This is a genomic window from Streptomyces sp. NPDC005752 (assembly GCF_040630715.1).
Taxonomy (GTDB): domain Bacteria; phylum Actinomycetota; class Actinomycetes; order Streptomycetales; family Streptomycetaceae; genus Streptomyces.
In genome coordinates this window covers 96,790-117,625 of sequence record NZ_JBEXYB010000017.1, presented here as the reverse complement: position 1 = coordinate 117,625, position 20,836 = coordinate 96,790, and the positions used below count along the sequence as shown (strand labels likewise).

Annotated in this window: 16 protein-coding genes and 1 pseudogene; 11 read left to right on the top strand and 6 right to left on the bottom strand. The window is 69.0% G+C overall.

Going from position 1 to position 20,836, the window contains the following annotated elements:
- The first annotated feature begins 2 nt into the window (after positions 1-2).
- The 10 genes and pseudogenes from ABZ441_RS16600 (at position 3) to ABZ441_RS16555 (ending at position 11,759) form a co-directional block, all read left to right on the top strand.
- Entirely contained in the window at positions 3-818 is an 816-nt protein-coding gene (locus ABZ441_RS16600; protein WP_358973816.1) for a TetR family transcriptional regulator, read from the top strand.
- A 29-nt stretch (positions 819-847) separates the two neighbouring features.
- A pseudogene (locus ABZ441_RS16595) lies at positions 848-1,300 on the top strand (GNAT family N-acetyltransferase); the annotation flags it as partial.
- Between the two features lie 366 nt (positions 1,301-1,666).
- Positions 1,667-3,004, top strand: coding sequence for a crotonyl-CoA carboxylase/reductase (gene ccrA / locus ABZ441_RS16590; protein ID WP_358973813.1), 1,338 nt, complete (start codon positions 1,667-1,669; stop codon positions 3,002-3,004).
- A gap of 8 nt (positions 3,005-3,012) precedes the next feature.
- Positions 3,013-5,025 (top strand): protein meaA, encoded by a 2,013-nt coding sequence (locus tag ABZ441_RS16585; RefSeq protein ID WP_358973810.1) that lies wholly within the window; start codon positions 3,013-3,015, stop codon positions 5,023-5,025.
- Positions 5,022-5,996 carry a CoA ester lyase gene (locus ABZ441_RS16580; RefSeq protein ID WP_358973808.1) on the top strand — a complete coding sequence of 325 codons (975 nt, stop codon included), beginning with the start codon at positions 5,022-5,024 and terminating at the stop codon, positions 5,994-5,996. Before ABZ441_RS16585 ends, ABZ441_RS16580 begins: the two co-directional genes overlap by 4 nt.
- 1 nt (position 5,997) lies before the next feature.
- Entirely contained in the window at positions 5,998-6,525 is a 528-nt protein-coding gene (locus ABZ441_RS16575) for a MaoC family dehydratase (protein ID WP_358973805.1), read from the top strand.
- A gap of 2 nt (positions 6,526-6,527) precedes the next feature.
- Positions 6,528-7,769, top strand: a complete 1,242-nt coding sequence (locus tag ABZ441_RS16570) for an acyl-CoA dehydrogenase family protein (protein ID WP_358973802.1) — start codon at positions 6,528-6,530, stop codon at positions 7,767-7,769.
- Between the two features lie 183 nt (positions 7,770-7,952).
- The gene (locus ABZ441_RS16565) at positions 7,953-8,600 is read left to right on the top strand and encodes a phosphatidylserine decarboxylase (RefSeq protein ID WP_205021023.1); all 648 of its coding nucleotides are present in this window, start codon (positions 7,953-7,955) and stop codon (positions 8,598-8,600) included.
- On the top strand, positions 8,587-9,438 hold the full coding sequence (gene pssA / locus ABZ441_RS16560; RefSeq protein ID WP_358973797.1) for a CDP-diacylglycerol--serine O-phosphatidyltransferase: 852 nt from the start codon (positions 8,587-8,589) through the stop codon (positions 9,436-9,438). The genes ABZ441_RS16565 and pssA overlap by 14 nt, the downstream gene beginning before the upstream one ends.
- Positions 9,439-9,623: 185 nt before the next feature.
- Complete coding sequence (locus ABZ441_RS16555; RefSeq protein ID WP_358973794.1) at positions 9,624-11,759, top strand: GAF domain-containing SpoIIE family protein phosphatase; 2,136 nt, start codon at positions 9,624-9,626, stop codon at positions 11,757-11,759.
- Between the two features lie 106 nt (positions 11,760-11,865).
- On the opposite strand, the gene ABZ441_RS16550 is transcribed toward ABZ441_RS16555, so the two are convergent.
- Complete coding sequence (locus ABZ441_RS16550; RefSeq protein ID WP_358973791.1) at positions 11,866-13,221, bottom strand: glycoside hydrolase family 5 protein; 1,356 nt, start codon at positions 13,219-13,221, stop codon at positions 11,866-11,868.
- Between the two features lie 282 nt (positions 13,222-13,503).
- Here ABZ441_RS16550 and ABZ441_RS16545 point away from each other — a divergent pair, with 282 nt between their 5' ends.
- Positions 13,504-15,861, top strand: coding sequence for a discoidin domain-containing protein (locus ABZ441_RS16545; protein WP_358973789.1), 2,358 nt, complete (start codon positions 13,504-13,506; stop codon positions 15,859-15,861).
- 56 nt (positions 15,862-15,917) lie between these two features.
- On the opposite strand, the gene ABZ441_RS16540 is transcribed toward ABZ441_RS16545, so the two are convergent.
- From ABZ441_RS16540 to ABZ441_RS16520, 5 genes are read right to left on the bottom strand one after another with little or no spacing between them, the layout of a single operon-like run.
- Positions 15,918-17,177 (bottom strand): ABC transporter substrate-binding protein, encoded by a 1,260-nt coding sequence (locus tag ABZ441_RS16540; RefSeq protein ID WP_358973786.1) that lies wholly within the window; start codon positions 17,175-17,177, stop codon positions 15,918-15,920.
- Complete coding sequence (locus ABZ441_RS16535; RefSeq protein WP_358973783.1) at positions 17,174-18,298, bottom strand: branched-chain amino acid ABC transporter permease; 1,125 nt, start codon at positions 18,296-18,298, stop codon at positions 17,174-17,176. Before ABZ441_RS16535 ends, ABZ441_RS16540 begins: the two co-directional genes overlap by 4 nt.
- The gene (locus ABZ441_RS16530; protein WP_358973780.1) at positions 18,291-19,181 is read right to left on the bottom strand and encodes a branched-chain amino acid ABC transporter permease; all 891 of its coding nucleotides are present in this window, start codon (positions 19,179-19,181) and stop codon (positions 18,291-18,293) included. The genes ABZ441_RS16535 and ABZ441_RS16530 overlap by 8 nt, the downstream gene beginning before the upstream one ends.
- Positions 19,178-19,954 (bottom strand): ABC transporter ATP-binding protein, encoded by a 777-nt coding sequence (locus tag ABZ441_RS16525; protein WP_358973777.1) that lies wholly within the window; start codon positions 19,952-19,954, stop codon positions 19,178-19,180. Before ABZ441_RS16525 ends, ABZ441_RS16530 begins: the two co-directional genes overlap by 4 nt.
- Positions 19,951-20,748 (bottom strand): ABC transporter ATP-binding protein, encoded by a 798-nt coding sequence (locus tag ABZ441_RS16520; RefSeq protein ID WP_358973774.1) that lies wholly within the window; start codon positions 20,746-20,748, stop codon positions 19,951-19,953. Before ABZ441_RS16520 ends, ABZ441_RS16525 begins: the two co-directional genes overlap by 4 nt.
- Positions 20,749-20,836 lie beyond the last annotated feature (88 nt).

Here is a 20,836-nt window from a genome sequence, read left to right as displayed (position 1 = left end):
TCATGTCCCAACCCGCCAGGTCACCTCGTTCCTCCGCCGCGACGGACGCCCCGGAGAGTGCCGCCGGCACCCGGGCCGCCGCCCAACGACTCAAGATGCGCCGCGAACTGGCGGCGGCGGCGATGGAACTCTTCTCCACCAAGGGGTACGAGGCGACGACGGTCGACGAGATCGCGGGGGCGGCCGGAGTCGCCCGCCGCACGTTCTTCCGTCACTTCCGCTCCAAGGAAGAGGCCATCTTCCCGGACCACGACGACACCCTCGTCAGGGCCGAGGCCGTCCTCAACGCCGCCCCCGCGCACGAGCACCCGCTCGACACCGTGTGCCGCGGCATCAAAGAGGTCATGAAGATGTACGCGGCCAAGCCGGCGGTCTCCGTCGCGCGCTACAAGCTGACCCGCGAGGTGCCCACGCTCCGGGAGGCCGAGATCGCCTCGGTGGCCCGCTACGAGCGACTGTTCACGCGCTATCTGCTGGGCCACTTCGATGAGCGCGACCACCATGTGGGCAATGACGACCCGCTGCTCGCCGAGGTCGCCGCGTCCGCCGTGGTGACCGCGCACAACCACGTGCTGCGGCGCTGGCTGCGCGCGGACGGCCAGGGTGACGTGGAGTCGCAGCTCGACCACGCGTTCGCGATCGTCCGCGAGACCTTCGGCACGGGGATCGGAGCGGGGCGAACCGTGGGGGGCGAGCCCGCGAAGCCCTCTGCGGCGTCGGTGTCCAGGGAGGGCGAGGTGCTGGTCGCGGTGGCCCGTACGGACGCACCCCTGGACGAGGTCATGCGCACGATCCAGCAGGCGCTGAAGGAGCACTGAGCGTCCGCCGGGGCGGCCGGAAGCCGGTCGCCGGCGCCGACGCTGCGATCGCGGCACAGGTGCGGAACCACACCGCCCTCGGGCACGACGGGTTCGAGTGGAAGCCGTACTCCCACGACCGGGCCTTCGTTACCGACCGTTCCCGGCTGAGTCGGCAGACGCCGAAACCCGGCTCGCCGAGACCCCCGACACGTTGGTCGCGGTCGTGGCCCTCGCGGATGGTGAGCCGTAGCCGCCGCCCGCATGGAGCTCTCTACCCCCACACCGGCTTCGCCGGCCTCTGGGGCGGCGGTACGGCGGCACCCTGGCGGGGCAGGGGCATCTACCGGGCACTGATCGCCCACCGGGCCCGTACGGCCGCCGGGCGCGGCTACCGCCATCTGCAGGTCGACGCGACCGACGAGTCGGCCCCGATCCTGCGCCGGCCCGGCCTCACGGCCCTGAGCACGACGACCCCGTACACCTGCCGCACCACGCCGTAGAGCCGCCACCAACGGGATCAACCCGGCATACCGGCCATGATGTTGCTCATGCGTGCCTACGAGATGACAACTGAGAGAAATTGTTGGCACTGGGTGCCTTGCCACCTGTCACGCAGTGCCATACGTTGAAGGTGTCCGGGCGGCCGGCGTGCAGAGACCTCTCGCACGTCGGCTGTCCCCGCAAACCACCGTGTCTGCGCGCCCGGACGCCTGCGTCACAGGCAACCCTTCTGCTCCACCGAGCAGGCCGAAGCACCACCCCGCCGAACCGACGGCACACCTCCAGACCGCACTGCACCCCCCTGTCCACAGGGGTACCTCCAGCGTTCCCCGGCGCTGGAGACCCGATCTGCCGGAGGCAACACCGTGAAGGAAATCCTGGACGCGATCCAGTCGCAGGACAGCACAGCCGCGGACTTCGCGGCTCTGTCCATCCCCGAGTCCTACCGCGCGGTGACCGTGCACAAGGACGAGGCCGAGATGTTCGCCGGCGTCGACAGCCGCGACAAGGACCCCCGCAAGTCCCTCCACATCGAGGACGTGCCGGTGCCGGAGCTCGGCCCGGGCGAGGCCCTGGTGGCGGTCATGGCCAGCTCGGTCAACTACAACTCCGTGTGGACGTCGATCTTCGAGCCCGTCTCGACCTTCGGCTTCCTGGAGCGGTACGGCAAGCTCAGCGACCTCAGCAAGCGCCACGACCTCCCCTACCACGTCATCGGCTCCGACCTCGCGGGCGTCGTGCTCCGCACCGGGCCCGGCGTCAACGCCTGGAACCCGGGCGACGAGGTCGTCGCGCACTGCCTGTCCGTCGAGCTCGAATCGAGTGACGGCCACAACGACACGATGCTCGACCCCGAGCAGCGCATCTGGGGCTTCGAGACCAACTTCGGTGGCCTGGCGGAGGTAGCGCTCGTCAAGTCGAACCAGCTGATGCCGAAGCCGAAGCACCTCAGCTGGGAGGAGGCCGCTTCCCCGGGCCTGGTCAACTCCACCGCGTACCGCCAGCTCGTCTCGCGCAACGGCGCCGGCATGAAGCAGGGCGACAACGTGCTGATCTGGGGCGCGAGCGGCGGACTCGGCTCGTACGCCACCCAGTTCGCGCTGGCCGGCGGCGCCAACCCGATCTGTGTCGTCTCCAGCGACCAGAAGGCGGACATCTGCCGGAAGATGGGCGCGACCGCGATCATCGACCGCAACGCCGAGGGCTACAAGTTCTGGAAGGACGAGCACAACCAGGACCCGCGCGAGTGGAAGCGGTTCGGCAAGCGCATCCGTGAGCTGACCGGCGGCGAGGACGTGGACATCGTCTTCGAGCACCCGGGCCGCGAGACCTTCGGCGCGAGCGTCTACGTCACCCGCAAGGGCGGCACGATCGTCACCTGTGCCTCGACCTCCGGCTACAACCACGAGTACGACAACCGCTACCTGTGGATGTCGCTCAAGCGCATCATCGGATCGCACTTCGCCAACTACCGTGAGGCGTGGGAGGCGAACCGCCTGATCGCCAAGGGGAAGATCCACCCGACGCTCTCCAAGGTCTACTCACTGGAGGACACCGGCCAGGCCGCGTACGACGTGCACCGCAACCTGCACCAGGGCAAGGTCGGCGTCCTCGCGCTGGCGCCCCGGGAGGGCCTGGGTGTGCGCGACACGGAGCTCCGCGAACAGCACATCGACGCCATCAACCGCTTCCGCAACGTCTGAGGTCCACGATGACCGAACGTCAGAAGGACCGTCCGTGGCTCATGCGGACGTACGCCGGTCACTCGACCGCCGAGGCGTCCAACGAGCTGTACCGGCGCAACCTCGCCAAGGGCCAGACGGGGCTCTCGGTCGCCTTCGATCTGCCCACGCAGACCGGCTACGACCCCGACCACGTCCTCGCCCGCGGCGAGGTGGGCAGGGTCGGCGTCCCCGTCTCGCACCTCGGTGACATGCGGCGGCTGTTCCAGGACATCCCCCTGGAGCAGATGAACACCTCGATGACGATCAACGCCACCGCGATGTGGCTGCTGGCGCTCTACCAGGTGGTCGCGGAGGAGCAGGGGGCGGACCCGGACAGGCTCCAGGGCACGACGCAGAACGACATCGTGAAGGAGTACCTGTCGCGGGGGACGCACGTCTTCCCTCCGGGGCCGTCGCTGCGGCTGACGACCGACATGATCACGTACACCGTCAACCGCATCCCGAAGTGGAACCCGATCAACATCTGCAGTTACCACCTGCAGGAGGCGGGGGCGACACCGGTCCAGGAGATCGCGTACGCCATGTCGACGGCCATCGCGGTCCTCGACGCGGTGCGCGAATCCGGCCAGGTGCCCGAGGAACGGTTCGGGGACGTCGTCGCGCGCATCTCGTTCTTCGTGAACGCGGGCGTCCGCTTCATCGAGGAGATGTGCAAGATGCGCGCCTTCGGCCGCATCTGGGACCGGATCACGCGCGAGCGGTACGGCATCGAGAACCCCAAGCAGCGCCGCTTCCGCTACGGCGTGCAGGTCAACTCCCTGGGGCTCACCGAAGCGCAGCCGGAGAACAACGTCCAGCGCATCGTGCTGGAGATGCTGGCCGTCACCCTCTCCAAGGACGCGCGCGCCCGCGCCGTGCAGCTGCCGGCCTGGAACGAGGCCCTCGGTCTGCCGCGCCCCTGGGACCAGCAGTGGTCGCTCCGGATCCAGCAGGTCCTGGCGCACGAGAGTGACCTGCTGGAGTACGAGGACATCTTCGCCGGCTCGCACGTCATCGAGGCCAAGGTCGAAGAACTGGTCACCGAGTCGCTGGCCGAGATCGACCGGATCCAGCAGATGGGCGGCGCGATGGCCGCCGTGGAGTCCGGCTACCTGAAGTCGGAGCTGGTCTCGTCGCACGCGACGCGCCGGGCGCGGATCGAGGGCGGCCAGGAGAAGATCGTCGGCGTCAACATCTACGAGACGACCGAACCCAACCCGCTGACGGCGGACCTGGACGCCGCGATCATGACGGTGGACCCGGAGAACGAGGCCCGCGTCGTCGCGGCTCTGCACGAGTGGCGCGACAACCGTGACGAGGCCCGCGCGACCGAGGCGCTGTCGGCCCTGAAGAAGGCCGCGGCCGGCACCGAGAACATGATGGAGGCGACCGTCGAGTGCGCGCGGGCGGGCGTCACCACGGGTGAGTGGGCATGGGCCCTGCGCGATGTCTTCGGTGAGTTCCGGGCGCCGACCGGAGTCTCCTCCGCGCCGGTGGCCGTCGCCGCGGAGGCGGGGACGCCGCTCGCGCTGGTCCGGGAGAAGGTCACCCGGACCGCCGAGGACCTGGGCGTGGGGCGACTGCGCCTGCTGGTCGGCAAGCCCGGTCTCGACGGGCACTCGAACGGCGCCGAGCAGATCGCCGTGCGCGCCAGGGACGCCGGCTTCGAGGTGGTCTACCAGGGCATCAGGCTCACGCCCGAGCAGATCACCGATGCCGCACTGGCCGAGGACGTGCACTGCGTCGGCCTTTCCATCCTGTCCGGTTCGCACGCCGAGCTGGTGCCGGACGTACTCAACCGGCTGCGCGAGGCCGGTGCGCCGGACATCCCGGTGATCGCCGGCGGCATCATCCCCCCGGCCGACGCGCACGCCCTCATCTCCGCCGGCGTCGCCGCCGTCTTCACCCCGAAGGACTTCGGCATCACCGAGATCATCGGCCGTATCGTCGACGAGATCCGGAAAGCGAACAAGCTCGACCCTCTGGAGGTCCCCGCATGACCACGCCCACCGCCCAGGTGAACCGTCTTCGTCCGCGCCGCTCCTGTCTGGCGGTGCCGGGCTCGAACCCGCGCTTCCTGGAGAAGGCCCAGGGCCTCCCGGCCGACCAGGTGTTCCTGGACCTGGAGGACGCGTGCGCGCCGCTCGCCAAGGAGGGCGCCCGTCACCACATCGTCGACGCGCTCAACAACGGCGACTGGACGGGCAAGACCCGGGTCGTGCGGGTGAACGACTGGACGACGCACTGGACGTACCGCGACGTCATCACGGTCGTCGAGGGCGCGGGCCCCAATCTCGACTGCATCATGCTGCCGAAGGTGCAGGACGCGCAGCAGGTCGTCGCGCTGGACCTGCTGCTCACCCAGATCGAGAAGACCATGGGCTTCGAGGTCGGCCGGATCGGCATCGAGGCGCAGATCGAGAACGCCAAGGGCCTGGTGAACATCGACGACATCGCCGCCGCCTCGCCGCGTGTGGAGACCCTGATCTTCGGCCCGGCCGACTTCATGGCCTCGATCAACATGAAGACCCTGGTCGTCGGCCAGCAGCCGCCCGGCTACCCGGCGGACGCGTACCACTACATCCTGATGCGCATCCTGATGGCGGCCCGCACGCACGACCTCCAGGCCATCGACGGGCCGTTCCTCCAGATCCGCGACGTGGACGCGTACCGCGAGGTCGCGGGCCGCGCGGCGGCCCTGGGCTTCGACGGCAAGTGGGTGCTGCACCCCGGTCAGGTCGACGCGGCGAACGAGGTGTTCTCGCCCTCGCAGGAGGACTACGACCACGCGGAACTCATTCTCGACGCGTACGACTGGTGCACCTCGGAGGAGGGCGGCAAGAAGGGCTCGGCGATGCTCGGCGACGAGATGATCGACGAGGCCAGTCGCAAGATGGCCCTGGTCATCTCGGGCAAGGGCCGCGCAGCCGGCATGCAGCGCACGTCCAAGTTCGAAGCTCCGGAGGCCTGACATGCAGTTCGGACGCACCTATGAGGAGTTCGAGGTCGGTGCGGTATACAAGCACTGGCCCGGGAAAACCGTCACGGAATACGACGACCACCTCTTCTGCCTGCTGACCATGAATCACCACCCGCTGCACATGGACAGCAACTACGCCGAGAGGACGACCGATTTCGGGAAGAACGTCGTCGTCGGCAACTACATCTACTCGCTGCTGCTCGGCATGTCCGTACCGGACGTCTCCGGCAAGGCGATCGCCAATCTGGAGGTCGAGTCGCTGAAGCACGTCGCGCCCACCTTCCACGGCGACACGATCTACGGCGAGACGACCGTGCTGGACAAGACGCCGTCGAGGTCCAAGAGCGACCGCGGCATCGTGCATGTCGAGACAAAGGGCTACAAGCAGGACGGCACGCTGGTCTGCGTGTTCCGCCGCAAGGTGATGGTCCCCACCGAGACGTACATCAAGGAGCGCGGCGGAGAGCAGCCCGGCCGCCCCGAGATCGATCAGCCGTCGAGCAAGAACGTGGAGAAGTAGCGATGAGCCGACTCGCGCAGACAGCCGGTCTGACGGATATCCAGCAGGAAATTCTCTCCACGGTCCGGGATTTCGTCGACAAGGAGATCATTCCAGTCGCGACGCAGCTGGAGCACCGTGACGAATATCCGACGGACATCGTCGAAGGGCTCAAGGAACTCGGCCTGTTCGGGCTGATGATCCCGGAGGAGTACGGCGGTCTGGGCGAGTCGCTCCTGACGTACGCCCTGTGCGTCGAGGAGATCGCCCGCGGCTGGATGAGTGTCTCGGGCATCATCAACACGCACTTCATCGTGGCGTACATGCTCAAGCAGCACGGTACGCAGGAGCAGAAGGACACGTTCCTGCCCCGGATGGCACTGGGCGAGGTGCGGGGCGCGTTCTCGATGTCCGAGCCGGCGCTCGGCTCGGACGTCTCCGCGATCTCGTCCAAGGGCGTCTGGGACGGTGGGGGCGCCTCCCGCTCGAGCGGAGCCGAGAGCGGGGGAGAGTACGTCCTCGACGGCCAGAAGATGTGGCTGACGAACGGTGGCTCGTCCACCCTGGTCGCCGTCCTGTGCCGGAGTGACGAAGGACACCCCGAGGGAACGGCTCCGCACAAGTCGATGACGACTTTCCTGGTGGAGAAGGAGGCGGGCTTCGGGGAGGTCCGCCCCGGTCTCACGATCCCGGGGAAGATCGACAAGATGGGCTACAAGGGTGTCGACACGACCGAGCTCATCATGGACGGACTGCGCATTCCGGCCAATCGCGTGCTGGGCGGCACCACGGGCCGAGGTTTTTACCAAATGATGGACGGCGTCGAGGTCGGGCGGGTGAATGTCGCCGCGCGTGGCTGTGGCGTCGCGCAACGTGCGTTCGAACTGGGTGTGTCGTACGCCCAGCAGCGTGAGACCTTCGGAAAACCGATCGCCCAGCACCAGGCGATCCAGTTCAAACTGGCTGAAATGGCCACCAAGGTCGAAGCCGCCCATGCGATGATGGTCAATGCAGCACGCAAAAAGGACTCCGGGGAGCGGAACGACCTGGAGGCAGGGATGGCGAAGTACCTCGCCTCCGAATACTGCAAGGAAGTCGTCGAGGACGCCTTCCGCATCCACGGCGGTTACGGCTTCTCCAAGGAGTACGAGATCGAGCGCCTCTACCGCGAGGCCCCGATGCTGCTGATCGGTGAAGGTACCGCCGAGATCCAGAAAATGATCATCGGTCGCCGGCTGCTCGAGGAGTACCGGCTCCAGGGCTGAAATGTCTCTTTCGGGGTGATTTGGTGGCGAAGAACATCACATCGAGTCACCCCCGTCCGGAGCCTTTCAGCTGTCCGACTCGGCTGCTGGCTTGCCCAGTTGCCGCTCGCACCCGATAGCATCGCGGGAAAGCCGCCGTCCCCCCGCTTGCCAGCGCGGCCTCATCCGCTACGAAGGTCATCCATGCCCGACAGCCAAATCCCTGCACCTCGCGGCGGGGTCCGCCTTGCACGCGGAGCATCGCCGTGGCTCCTCCCGACCGTCGCCACCGCGGCACTCAGCCTCGTCCGGGCTCGCAAGTCCGGACGCTGGGCCGCCGTGGCCGTGCCCACCACCGCGCTCGCGGCGGGCATGCTGTGGTTCTTCCGCGACCCCGAGCGCGAGATCACCCAGGGCCGCGTCATCTCGCCGGCCGACGGCGTGGTGCAGAGCATCATGCCGTGGAAGGACGGGCGCACCCGCGTCGCGATCTTCATGAGCCCGCTGAACGTTCACGTCAACCGGGCTCCACTGGCCGGCACCGTGACCTCGGTCGAGCACATCCCGGGCGGGTTCGTCCCGGCGTTCAACAAGGAGAGCGAGAACAACGAACGCGTTGTCTGGCACTTCGACACCGAGCTCGGCGACATCGAGATGGTGCAGATCGCGGGAGCGGTCGCCCGTCGCATCGTCCCCTACATCCCGCAGGGTACGAAGGTGGAGCAGGGCGAACGCATCGGTCTGATCCGCTTCGGCTCGCGCGTGGACATCTACCTTCCGGAAGGTGTCGATGTCGCGGTCGAGGTCGGCCAGGCCACGACCGCGGGGGTGACTCGAATTGACCGTGATTGATCCCGACACCCAGGCGAACTGGGTTCCGGAGGCCGACGAGCAGGACGACTCCGAGGACATGCCGCTCTCGATGCGGCTGTCGATAGCGGACACCCTCACTCTCGGTAACGCCACCTGTGGCTTCATGGCGGTGTACTTCACCACCACGGGGATCCTCATCCCGCACCTCACCGGCAGCGACGAGTCGGGCATGGCCCGGCACTCCGCTGCCACCGCGGTGATCCTCATGCTCATGGCTGCGGTGTTCGACCTCTTCGACGGGCTGGTGGCGCGCAAGCTGCGCTCCTCCCCGATGGGTGCGGAGCTGGACAACCTCTCCGACCTGATCAGCTTCGGCCTCGCACCGGCGTACTTCGTCCTGGTGTACGGCATGGTCGCGGACGACGCACACCAGCGGGTGTCGGCGCTCGCGGCGATCGTGGTGCTGCTGGCGGTGGTGCTCAGGCTTGCGCGGTTCTCGTGCGTCACCTTGAAGGACGGCATGTTCCAGGGCATGCCGAGCCCCTTCGGAGCGCTCACGGTCGTCTCGATCGTGCTGCTTGAGCTGCCCTTCGTACCGACGCTGCTCGCGATCATCGGTGTGGCGTGGCTCATGGTCAGCCGGGTCGAGTACCCGAAGCCGCGAGGCGTCCTCGCGGTGGCGATGCTCAGCTGGATCGTGGCCGCGATGGGGCTCCTCGCCGCCTGGGCCTTCGACGCCCCGGGCGGTCAGCTGCTCCTGCAGACCGGCTGCGCCCTGCAGGTCGTCCTGGGTGCGGTGATTCCGCTCTTCGCCACAGCGCGACGGGTGAACACCTTCCGTGACAACCGGCGTGAGGCGCGGGCGACACAGCCGTAATCACGCGCGACGCAATGACGAGGGCCCGGATGCTCCCCAGCATCCGGGCCCTCGTGCGTGGCGCGGCCGTGGGCTCCTGCGCCCCTCCCCCCGCAGGGACGCGGGGACACCCCGCGTGCCGCACCGGCGCGGCCGCGAACCCGTCCGGGGTGCGCGGCCGCCCGTCACGGAGGACGCTGGAAGGCGTGCAGGACCATGCCTCCTCTGTCGCCGCCACGGGGTCGGGCACGGAGCTGCTCGACAGCGCCGTCGCAGCCGTGGTGCGAGACACCGGCGCGTCCGTGGCGATGTTGTACCTGCTCTCGGCGGACGGCACCACGCTGCATCTGGCCGTGCTCGCGGGGGTACCGGGTCAGCTGTCCGCCCCGTGGACCCGGGTGCCGCTGTCGGCTCCGATCCCGGTGGCCGACTCCGTCCGCCTGCGGTGCCTGATCTGGCTGGGCAGCCAGGAGGAGCTGGCCCGCCGCTATCCCCGTCCTGCGCTCGTCCTGCCGTACCAGTTCGCCCTGGGTGCCGCACCCGTCCGTACCGGCGCCACCGACCGGGGCGGACTCGTGCTGCTGTGGCCCGGTTCGCACCCGCCGCTGCTGGCCCCCTCCGAGCGTGAAGCATTCGTCAGGAGCTGCCACGGCATCGGCACGCTGCTGCAGCAGGCCGAGAGCAGTGGTCACCCGGTCCTGCCCGGGGCCCTGCCGAGGGTCCTCCCGCCGCCGGAGCCGCCCGCCCCGGGTCCGGCCGAGGCCGCGGCCGTCGCGGAGTTCGTCCGGCGGCTGCCCGGCGGAAGCTGCTCGCTGGCGATCGACGGGACGGTCGTCTTCCTCGACGAAGACGCCGCGGGCCTCCTGGGAGTCCGTGCGGAGGACGTGCTCGGCACCCTGCCCTGGGCGTCGCTCCCCTGGCTGAACAACCCCGCCGTCGAGGACCACTACCGCGCGGCCGTCATCAGTCGTCAGCAGACGTCCTTCACCGTGCTGCGGCCACCGGACCAGTGGCTGTCCTTCCACCTGTTCCCGAACGCCACCGGGATCAGCGTCCGGATCGTGCCGGCCATACGGCCCGGCCCCCGGGACCTCGTCGCACCCGCGCTGCCCACCACGACCGGCGTGCCGAGCAGGGCCACGGCTCTCTACCACCTGATGCATCTGGCGGCGACACTCACCGAGGCCGTGGGCGCCCAGGACGTGATCGAGCTGAGTGCCGACCAGCTGATGCCCGCCTTCCGGATCCAGACACTCGTCGTCATGATGTCGTCGGAGGGCCGGCTGCGTGTCGAGGGGAGCCGCGGCAGCCATCCCGCGCTCATGGACCGCTTCGACGGCGCTTCCCTGACCTCCGCCACGCCCGCCGCGCACGTTCTCATGACAGGTATCCCGGACTTCTACTCCTCCTTCACCGAACTGGAGCGCGCCTACCCGGCGGCGGACCTGCGTGACGCCGTGGCCGCCTGCGCGTTCCTCCCGCTGATCGTCTCGGGGCACGCGGTCGGCTCCCTGGTCCTCGCCTACGACCGGCCGCACCCCTTCGAGCCCGAGGAGCGCGCCCTGCTCACCTCGATCGCGGGACTGCTCGCCCAGGCGCTGGACCGCGCCCGTCTCTACGACGTCAAGGACCGGCTCGCGCACAGCCTGCAGGCGCACCTCCTGCCCCAGACCCTGCCCGCGGTGGCCGGCCTGGACGTGGCCGCACGCTACCTGCCGTCGACCCGGGGCATGGGCATCGGCGGCGACTTCTACGACCTGATCCGGCTGGACGACACCACGGCCGCCGCCGCCATCGGCGACGTACAGGGCCACAACGAGAACGCCGCCGCGCTCATGGGACAGGTCCGTACCGCCGTGCACGCCTCCGCCGGGGCGCCGCCCGACGAGGTGCTCGCCCGTACCAACCGGCTGCTCACCGACCTGGATCCCGGCCTCTTCACCAGCTGCCTCTACGTCCATCTCGACCTGGCCGGGCACACCGCACGCATGGCCACCGCGGGCCACCCCTCGCCGCTGCTGCGGCAGCCGGACGGGCAGACCGAGGCTCTCGACCTGCCGCCCGGACTGCTCCTCGGCATCGAACCCGCATCCCGGTATCCGACGGCAGAGGTCCCGCTGCTCCCCGGTGCGGCGCTCGCCCTGTTCACGGACGGCCTCGTGGAGGCGCCTGGCGTGGACTTCCACGACGCCGTGACCGAGCTGGCCGCACACTTCGCCCTCGCCCTGGACCAGGACATGGAGTCCGTCGCCGACACACTCGTGCGGTACGCGAGACATGCCACCCCGGGCACCGACGACATCGCCCTGCTGCTCCTCAACGCCCTGGGCCCGGACGGCTGACGGAGCACTGCGCGCGGTGGAGAGCCCTGGGGCACCGAGGCGGTGGGGTTCATAGGTGCCCCAGGGCGGTCAGCGGGGTGGTGCGTCCCTCGGCCACGGGCCGGGCTCAGTCGCCGTAGAGGTCTCCGAGACTGATGCCGGTGGTGCTGGAGGCGCCACCGAGCCTGACCTCGTGGTCGAGCCCGACGAACTTGCCGCCCGACTGCCAGAGGGCGGGCTCGAGCAGCGCGTACTTGGCCTCGTCCCAGGTCGCCCAGTCGTGGCCCAGCAGGCCGCCCGTGTCCCCGGAGTTCGGGTTGATGCACCAGAAGGTCTGGTGGATGCCGTTCTCCACGATCAGATCGCGCAGGGCCGTCATCCACTTCTGGTTGGGCCCGTTGTCGAGGTGTCCTCCCCATTCACCGATGAACAGCGGTGCGGTGCCGTCCTTGTGCAGGTAGAGCCAGTTGGGATCCCAGACGTCCCGCTCCAGGGTGGTGCGGTTCCACTCGCCCTGGAACCAGGGCTGCTGGTACACGAGAGGTCCGTAGTCGTGCGGGGAGTAGACCAGCTGGTCCTGCTGGGACCCGAGGTCGACCGGGTGGTCCTTCGCCCCGCGCAGATTTCCGCCCCACCACATGCCGTGGTAGTCGGCCGCCGCGGTGGAGGACCAGTTCACGCCGTCCTTGGGGTAGATCTCGATGCCTTCGCACATGACGAGGACGTGGGGGTTGATCGCGAGGATGCGCTTGCCGGCCGTCTCGCAGGTGTACTTGAAGTTGTCCTGGTCCGTGGAGCCGTCCCATTTCGCCCGGGGGCTGTCCGACTGCTTGCCGTGCGGCTCGTTCTTGACGTCCATCGCCACGAGCGTGTCGTCGACCTTGTAGCGGGCGGTCACCCACTCCCAGGCGGAGTAGAACTGCTCGGTGGTGATCGCCCCCTTCCACCACACGGGATACACATGGCCGGAGTTGTCGGCCTCCGCGCTGTGGACGTCCAGCATCACCTTGACGCCGTACTTCTCGGCGACCCCGAGGAACGCGTCGAACACTCCGAGGGTCGTCTTGTCCTTGAGCTCGGGATTGGCCCAGGTGTTGACCGCGCTGGACGTCGCGGCCTGGCCGTTCTTCCACTCCAGCAGGAGCTGTGTGGAGATCGGGACACGGAGGATGTTGATGCCCCGCTCAGCCGACTGCCGGACGATCGTGTCGAGATTGGCGGACCAGAGCCCGTGGAACACCCTCTCGGTGGCGTTGAAGCCGAACCAGTTGGCCCCGGTGAGCCAGACCTCGTCGCCCCGGTCGTCGACGATCCGGTTGCCCTCGGTGTGCAGCCAGTCCGTCCCCACTCCGGCCGCTGCCGCCGCCGGAGTGGCTGTCGCGGGCTGTGCGACGACCGGGCCGGACAGCGTCATCAGCAGAGCGGTGGCGGTCACGGCGGCGGCAAGCGCCGTACCCAGCGGCTTTCTGGTCCATGGCTTCATCCGTTGTCGCCTTTCATGGGGGTGAGGCGGGGTGTGCTGATGGGAGCGCTCCCATCGGCTTGTTCACATGAAGCCAGGGCGACCGAACAGCTGTCAATGGACATGACAAGACTTCACTTCCTGAAGACACATGCCCGCTCCACTCGAGCGCCATTCCCGTTCCGAGTCGTTTATTTGAGCGATGAAGACGAAATCTTGCGCAGCCCCGTGGACTTCTTTACTCGGGTGCTCCTAGCCTGTGGGTCGTCCGAAGAGCCCTTCGAGCCGCAAGGACGACCACACGTGACCCCACCACTCCCCGGACCACGTCTGTTCAGACGTTCTCTGTCCGCCTCCCTCTCCCTCGCGCTCGCCGCCGCGGGCACCGCCGCCGCGTTCGTCCTGGCCGGTGCTCCCCCCGCGCAGGCCGCCGCGGTCCCCGCACCGTCACCGGTCGGGATATCCGGCCGGGGCGCCACCGTGCCGTTCAAGGAACAGGAAGCCGAGTACGCCGCCACCAACGGCACCCTGGCCGGCCCCGACCGCCTCTACGGTTCCCTGCCCTCCGAGGCCTCGGGCCGGCAGGCCGTCACACTCGACGCCACAGGCGAGTACGTCGAGTTCACACTCACCGCCCCCGCGAACGCGATGACCTTCCGCTACTCGCTCCCGGACAACGCGGCCGGGACGGGCCGCGACGCCTCCCTGGACCTGCGCGTCGACGGCTCCTCGCTCAAGAGTGTGCCGGTGACGTCGAAGCACGGCTGGTACTACGGGGGTTACCCGTTCAACAACAACCCGGGTGACACCAATCCGCACCACTTCTACGACGAGACCCGGACCATGTTCGGGTCCACCCTGGCCGCCGGTACCAAGATCCGGCTCCAGGTCACCTCGACCGCCGCCTCGCCGTCGTTCACCATCGACCTGGCGGACTTCGAGCAGGTCGGCGCACCGGTCGGCAAGCCGACGGGGGCGCTGGACGTGGTGAGTGACTTCGGCGCCGACCCCACAGGGGCCGCCGACTCCACCGCGAAGATCCAGGCAGCGGTCGACGCGGGCCGCAGCCAGGGCAAGGAGGTGTACATCCCGCAGGGAACCTTCAAGGTCCAGGACCACATCGTCGTCGACAAGGTGACCCTGCGCGGCGCGGGCCCCTGGTACAGCGTGCTGACCGGCCGTCACCCCACGGACCGTGGCAAGGCGGTGGGGATCTACGGCAAGTACTCCGCGCAGGGCGGCAGCAGCGACGTCACCCTCAAGGACTTCGCCATCATCGGCGACATCCGTGAGCGGGAGGACAACGACCAGGTCAACGCCATCGGCGGCGCCATGTCCGACTCGGTCGTCGACAACATCTGGATGCAGCACACCAAGTGCGGCGCCTGGATGGACGGCCCGATGGACAACTTCACCATCAGGAACAGCCGGATCCTGGACCAGACGGCCGACGGCGTGAACTTCCACTACGGCGTCACGAACTCCACCGTGACCAACACGTTCGTCCGCAACACCGGGGACGACGGTCTGGCCATGTGGGCGGAGAACGTCCCGAACGTGAAGAACAAGTTCACGTTCAACACCGTGATCCTGCCGATCCTCGCCAACAACATCGTCACCTACGGCGGCAAGGACATCACGATCTCCGACAACGTCATGTCGGACACCGTCACCAACGGCGGCGGACTGCACATAGCCAACAGGTATCCAGGCGTCAACTCGGGCCAGGGCACGGCTGTCGCGGGCACCCACACCGCCGCCCGCAACACCCTCATCCGCACCGGCAACAACGACTTCAACTGGCGCTTCGGCGTCGGCGCGATCTGGTTCAGCGGACTCAACGAACCGATCAGCAACGCCACGATCAACATCACCGACAGCGAGATCCTGGACAGCTCCTACGCCGCGATCCATCTGATCGAGGGTGCCTCCGACGGGCTGCACTTCGACAACATCAAGATCGACGGGGCCGGTACGTACGCACTCCAGATCCAGGCCCCGGGCACGGCGTCCTTCAAGGACGTCGTCGCCACCCACATCGCCCAGTCCAACCCGATCCACAACTGTGTCGGCAGCGGCTTCCAGATCACCCGCGGCACCGGCAACTCGGGCTGGTACGCGAACCCGCCCGCCTGCACCGGTGTCTGGCCCGACCCGGTGTGGACCAACGGCGGGGTTCCCGGGGACGGCGGCCCCACGGACCCGACCGATCCCCCGGACCCGACGGACCCGCCGGAGGAGACGGGCAACCTCGCGCAGGGCCGCCCCGTCACCGAGACCGGCCACGCCGACGTCTACGGCGCCGCCAACGCGGTGGACGGCAACGCCGGCAGTTACTGGGAGAGCCGCAACAACGCGTTTCCTCAGTCCGTCACCGTGGACCTCGGTGCCGCCAAAGCGGTCAAGCGCCTGGTGCTGAAGCTGCCTCCGGCCGCGGCCTGGGCGACGCGTACGCAGACGATCGGGGTGTCGGGCAGCACCGACAACTCCGCCTACAGCTCGCTGAAGGCGCCCGCCGGCTACACCTTCGACCCGTCGGGCGGTAATGCCGCGACAGTGACACTCACCGGGACTCCGGTCCGGTACCTGCGGCTGACGTTCACCGCCAACACCGGCTGGCCGGCCGGTCAGCTGTCCGAGCTGGAGGCCTACACCCACTGACGGCGCACCGGGACGGGCCCGGCCTCAGCGGCCGGGCCCGTCGCTGTGCGGGGAGGTCAGGGCTTGAGCCCGAAGGACTCGGCCGCCGGAGCCACCTCGGCCGGGCGGACGACCTTGAGGCCGCCGGGGGTCTTGGCATCGGGCTTCATGACGACGGTCTGCCGGGTGGAGGGCGCCGACGGGTCGGTGAAGTCGTGCGAGATCCCGAAGTCGCCGCCGAAGTCCTTGATGGTGAGCAGAGCCTTGTCGACCCCTTCGCGGGTCAGGTCCTTCGACTCACAGGCCGCCTTCAATGCCTCACCGAAGACGGAAGCAGCGTTGTACCCGGCGATGACCCCGTTGTCGAGGCCGTCCTCGGGGTACTTGGCCGCGTAGGCCTTCGCGAGCTTCGCCGGTCCGTCCGCCGCGTCACCGATGGGCAGGGTGGAGGCACCGATGTAGTAGTCCTTCTGCAGGGCCTTGCCCGCCTGGGTGGCCAGGAGTTGCGGGGCGTACGCCGAGTTGTTGCCCACTACGGGGACGTCGAAGCCGGTGGCCGCGGCGACACCGACGAGGGAAGCCGCCTGGCGCGGCCCGGCGCTGACGACGACCGCCTTCACACCGGCCTGCTTGAGCGCGGAGACCTGGGCGGTCATGTCGTTGTCGGTCGGCTTGATCTTCTGCTCGACGACGGTCAGGCCCGCCTCCTCGGCCGCGTGCTCGGAGCCGGCCAGGGCGTTCTCGCCGTAGTCGCCCTCGAAGTACACGTGACCGATCTTGTCGCCCTTGGCGATGCGCTTCTCGTCGAGCAGGAAGTCGATCAGGTTGATCGTCTCGACGTCGTAGGTGGCGCCGATGACGCGGACGTACTCGGATCCGACCAGGTTCGCCGACCAGGCCTGGGGCAGGACGATGGCCTTGTCCTGGCCGTCGATGCGCGATTCGACGGCGGAGACGAACGGGGAGCCGATGAACTGGGTGAAGCCCAGCACGTCCGGTTCCAGCTCCGTGTAGGCGCCGATCGCCTTCTGCGGGTCGTATCCGTGGTCGCGGACGGTGAGCTCGATCTGCCGGTCGCAGATACCGCCCGCCTTGTTGGTCTCCTCCACCCAGAGCTGCTGTGCCTGGGTGACGCTCTTGCCCAGCGAGGCGTACACGCCGGTCATGTCGGTCAGGGCGCCGAGGGTGATCTTCGACCCGGTGACGCCCTCACCGGTCTTGACGCCGCTCTTGTCCGCGGCGCCGTCGTCCGACGACTTCGCCTTCCCGCTGCATCCCGCGAGGGTGAGGGTGAGGGTGAGAGCCGCTACGACGGCTCCGACAACACGTGGCTTCATTTCTTCTTCTCCCCTGGAGTCTTCAGACGCGCAATGCCGCCGGGCAGGAACAGGACGACCGCGACGACCGCGGCGCCGTACAGATAGCGGGACGCCTCGCCCGGTGCGATGCCGCCCGTACCAGGGGCGGACACCAGGGGGAGGGAGTCGCTGTAGTGGGTGAGCACCTGCGGGAGCAGCGACACGAACGCGGCGCCGATGACGGCTCCCGCGACGCTGCCCAGACCGCCGATGACGATCATGGCGAGGTATTCGAGGGACAGGATCATGCCGAAGTACTCGGGCACGGTCCGCTGGAAGACCAGCGCGAGCAGGACGCCCGCGAGGCCCGCGTACATGGAGGACAGGACGAACACTCCGGCCCGGTACCTGGCCACCGGTACCCCCATCACGCCCGCGGCGATGCGGTGGTCCCGGATGGCGTTGAGCGCCCGGCCGGGCCTGCCCCGGAGCACCCCGCGGGCGAAGAGCCCACTGGCCAGAAGGGCAGCCAGACCCAGGTACCAGAGCTTCTCGGACGACTGGAAGGGCACGGCGGCGACGACCACTTCGGCGTCGTCGAAGGTGAACCCGAAGAGCGAGAGGGGCGGCACGGGGCGGCCGTTGAAACCGCCGGTGAGCGTGCCCGCGTTGAACAGCACATGCTGGCCGATGAAGATGAGTGCGAGCGTGGCGATTCCCAGGTAGGCGCCGCTCAGCCGCCCGGCGATGGGGCTGAAGAGTCCGCCCGCGGCGCCCGCCAGGAGCACGGCCAGGACGGCCGCGAGCCAGGCGGGCAGGCCGAGGCCTGTGAGGGCGTGCCCGTTCTCGGTGCTGCTCTCGCCCCCGAGGACGCAGTAGCCGTACGCGCCCACCGCGAGGAAGAAGGCGTGCCCCATGGAGAGCTGGCCGGTGGAGCCTGTGAGCAGGTTGAGCCCGATCGCCCCGATCGCGGCGGCCATCGCGAACAGCCCTGCCTGGAGCCAGAATCGGTCCAGGTAGAACGGGAGGAGAAGGAGCAGCACCGAGCCGGCGAGCCAGAGGTACGGGGCAGGCCGGCGCAGCCGGTCGGTGAACGACGTCCCGGTGGCGCGGGCCCCCGCGGGGGCCGGAGCGACGGCGTCCTTGGTGGCTTCAGACACGGGACAGCTCCTTCGTACCGAAGAGTCCCGCCGGCCGGACGAGCAGGACGACCACCATCACCAGATACGGCGCCAGATCACCGATGCCGCGTCCGAGGAAGGAGAGGTCGCTCTGGTAGCCGGTGGCGAGTGACTCGGTGACTCCGACGACGAGCCCTCCGACGAGGGCTCCGGTCGTCGAGTCGAGACCGCCGAGGATCGCGGCGGGGAACGCCTTGAGCGCGGCGAGTGAGGTGGCCCGTTCCAGGCCGGGGGTCGGGAACACGGTCAGGAAGAGCGCGGCGACGGCGGCGAGGGCTCCGGCGACCGCCCAGGCGGACAGCGAGACCCTGCCCAGCCGGATGCCCATCAGCGCGGCGGTCTGCGGGTTCTCGGCCGCGGCACGCATGGAGACGCCCCACGAGGTGAAGCGGAAGGCGAGCAGGAACACCGTGATGAGCAGCCCCGCGACTAGGAACGCAGCGATGCGTGTCTCGGCGAGGGTGACGCCCCCGACGGTGACGACGTCGTCGCCCCACGGGTCGCCGAGCGACATGACGTCCGTCCCCATGCGCCGGACGAGTTCGGTGGTGAGGAGGATGTCGACGCCGATGGTGACGATGGCCAGGACGCTCTGGTCGCTGCCACGGTAGCGGCGCATCACGAAGAACTCGATCGCCGAACCGACGACCGCCGCGCCCGCGATCCCGACGCCGAGCGCCGGCCAGAAGCCGATGTCGTCGTGGAGCACGGCGGTGACGTATCCGCCGGCCAGGAGCAGTGAGGCGTGGGCGAAGTTGACGACCTCGGTCGCCTTGAAGATGACGACGAAGCCCAGGGCGATCAGTGCGTAGACCGAGCCTATGGACAGGCCGCCCAGGAGGAGTTCGATGAAGGTGGTCATTCCTGTGCCCCCAGGTAGGCCTGCACGACGGCCGGGTCGTTCTGCACCTCGGCGGGCGTACCCCCGGCGATCCTGCGTCCGAAGTCGAGTACGGTCACGGCGTCCGCGAGCCGCATCACCACCCCCATGTCGTGTTCGACCATGACGATCGAGATGCCGAGGCTGTCGCGCACACCGGCGACGACGGCCGCCGTGCGGCGGCGTTCGTCGGCGGTCATACCCGCGATGGGCTCGTCCAGGAGCAGGATCTCGGGTTCCATGCACAGGGCGCGGCCGAGTTCGACGAGCTTCTGCTTGCCGTACGGAAGGGCCCCGGCCGGGAAGTCGAGTTCCTTGTCCAGACCGATGAACCCGGCTATCTCCCGCACCCGTTCGAGGTGCCGGTGGGCCTCCCGGGTCGCGGAGGGGAGCCTCAGTCCGGAGGCCACGAAGCCGGCGCGGGTGAGCCGGTGCCGGCCGAGCATGAGGCTTTCGGCGACGGTGGCGTGCGGCGGCAGGGCGAGGTTCTGGAAGGTACGGGCGATGCCGAGGTCGGCGATCCTGTGCGGGGCGAGCCCGGTGAGTTCGGTGTCACCGAGGTGCACGCTGCCCGAGGTGGCGCGGTAGACGCCGGAGAGCACGTTGAAGGTGGTGGACTTGCCCGCGCCGTTGGGGCCGATGACGGCGTGCACGCTGCCCGGCTCGACGGTGAAGGACACCGCGTCGAGGGCGGTGAGCCCGGCGAAGCGTACGGTCACGTCGCGCACGGTGAGAGGGGCCGGGGAGGTCGTCACGCGGACCACCTGCTCAGCGTGCGGGTGACGCCTTCGGCCCGTGCCGCGTCCTCGGCGGCCGTCTCGTCGACGACGCCGAGATAGCGGCGGCGTACCTCGTCGGAGGCTGCCAGCTCGTCGGCGGGACCGTCGAGTGCGACCTCGCCGACGTCCAGTACGTACGCCGTGGAGGCGAGCCGCAGCGCGATGGCCGCGTTCTGCTCGACGAGCATGACGGAGGTGCCGCCCGCGTTGATCTCCTGGATCGTCTCGGCGATCCTGGCCGCCATCAGCGGGGCGAGGCCGAGCGACGGCTCGTCCAGCAGCAGCAGGCGGGGGCCGGCCATCAGGGCTCTGCCCATCGCCAGCATCTGCTGCTCGCCGCCGGACAGCAGTCCGGCCCGCTGGTGCGCGCGCTGGGAGAGGACCGGGAACAGTTCGTGTACGCGGCGGAGGGCGGCGGCCGTCGCCTTGCGCCCGCCGCGTGCCCCGAGTGCGCCCGCCCGCAGGTTGTCCGCCACCGTCATCCGGGCGAACACCTGCCGCCCTTCCGGTACCTGGATCACTCCCGCCGCCACCACCTGGGCGGGGCGGAGCCCGTCCAGAGGGCGGCCGTCGAAGCGGATGGTGCCCGTGCCCGTGCCGCGGTGGAAGCCGAGGGTCCGCGACACGGCCCGCAGCAGCGTGGTCTTGCCGGCGCCGTTGCCGCCGAGTACAGCGGTGATCGCGCCGGCCGGCACGTCGACGGAGACGTCGCGCAGTGCCCGTACCGGGCCGTAGCCCACGGACAGTTCGCGGATCTCGAGCGTTGCCATGCGTCCTCCTCCTTCCGACTGGTCGTCGTGGTGCCACAGACCAGCAGCGGGCGGGGCGCGCGTCCACGGCCCCGGGCGCAATCGCTGC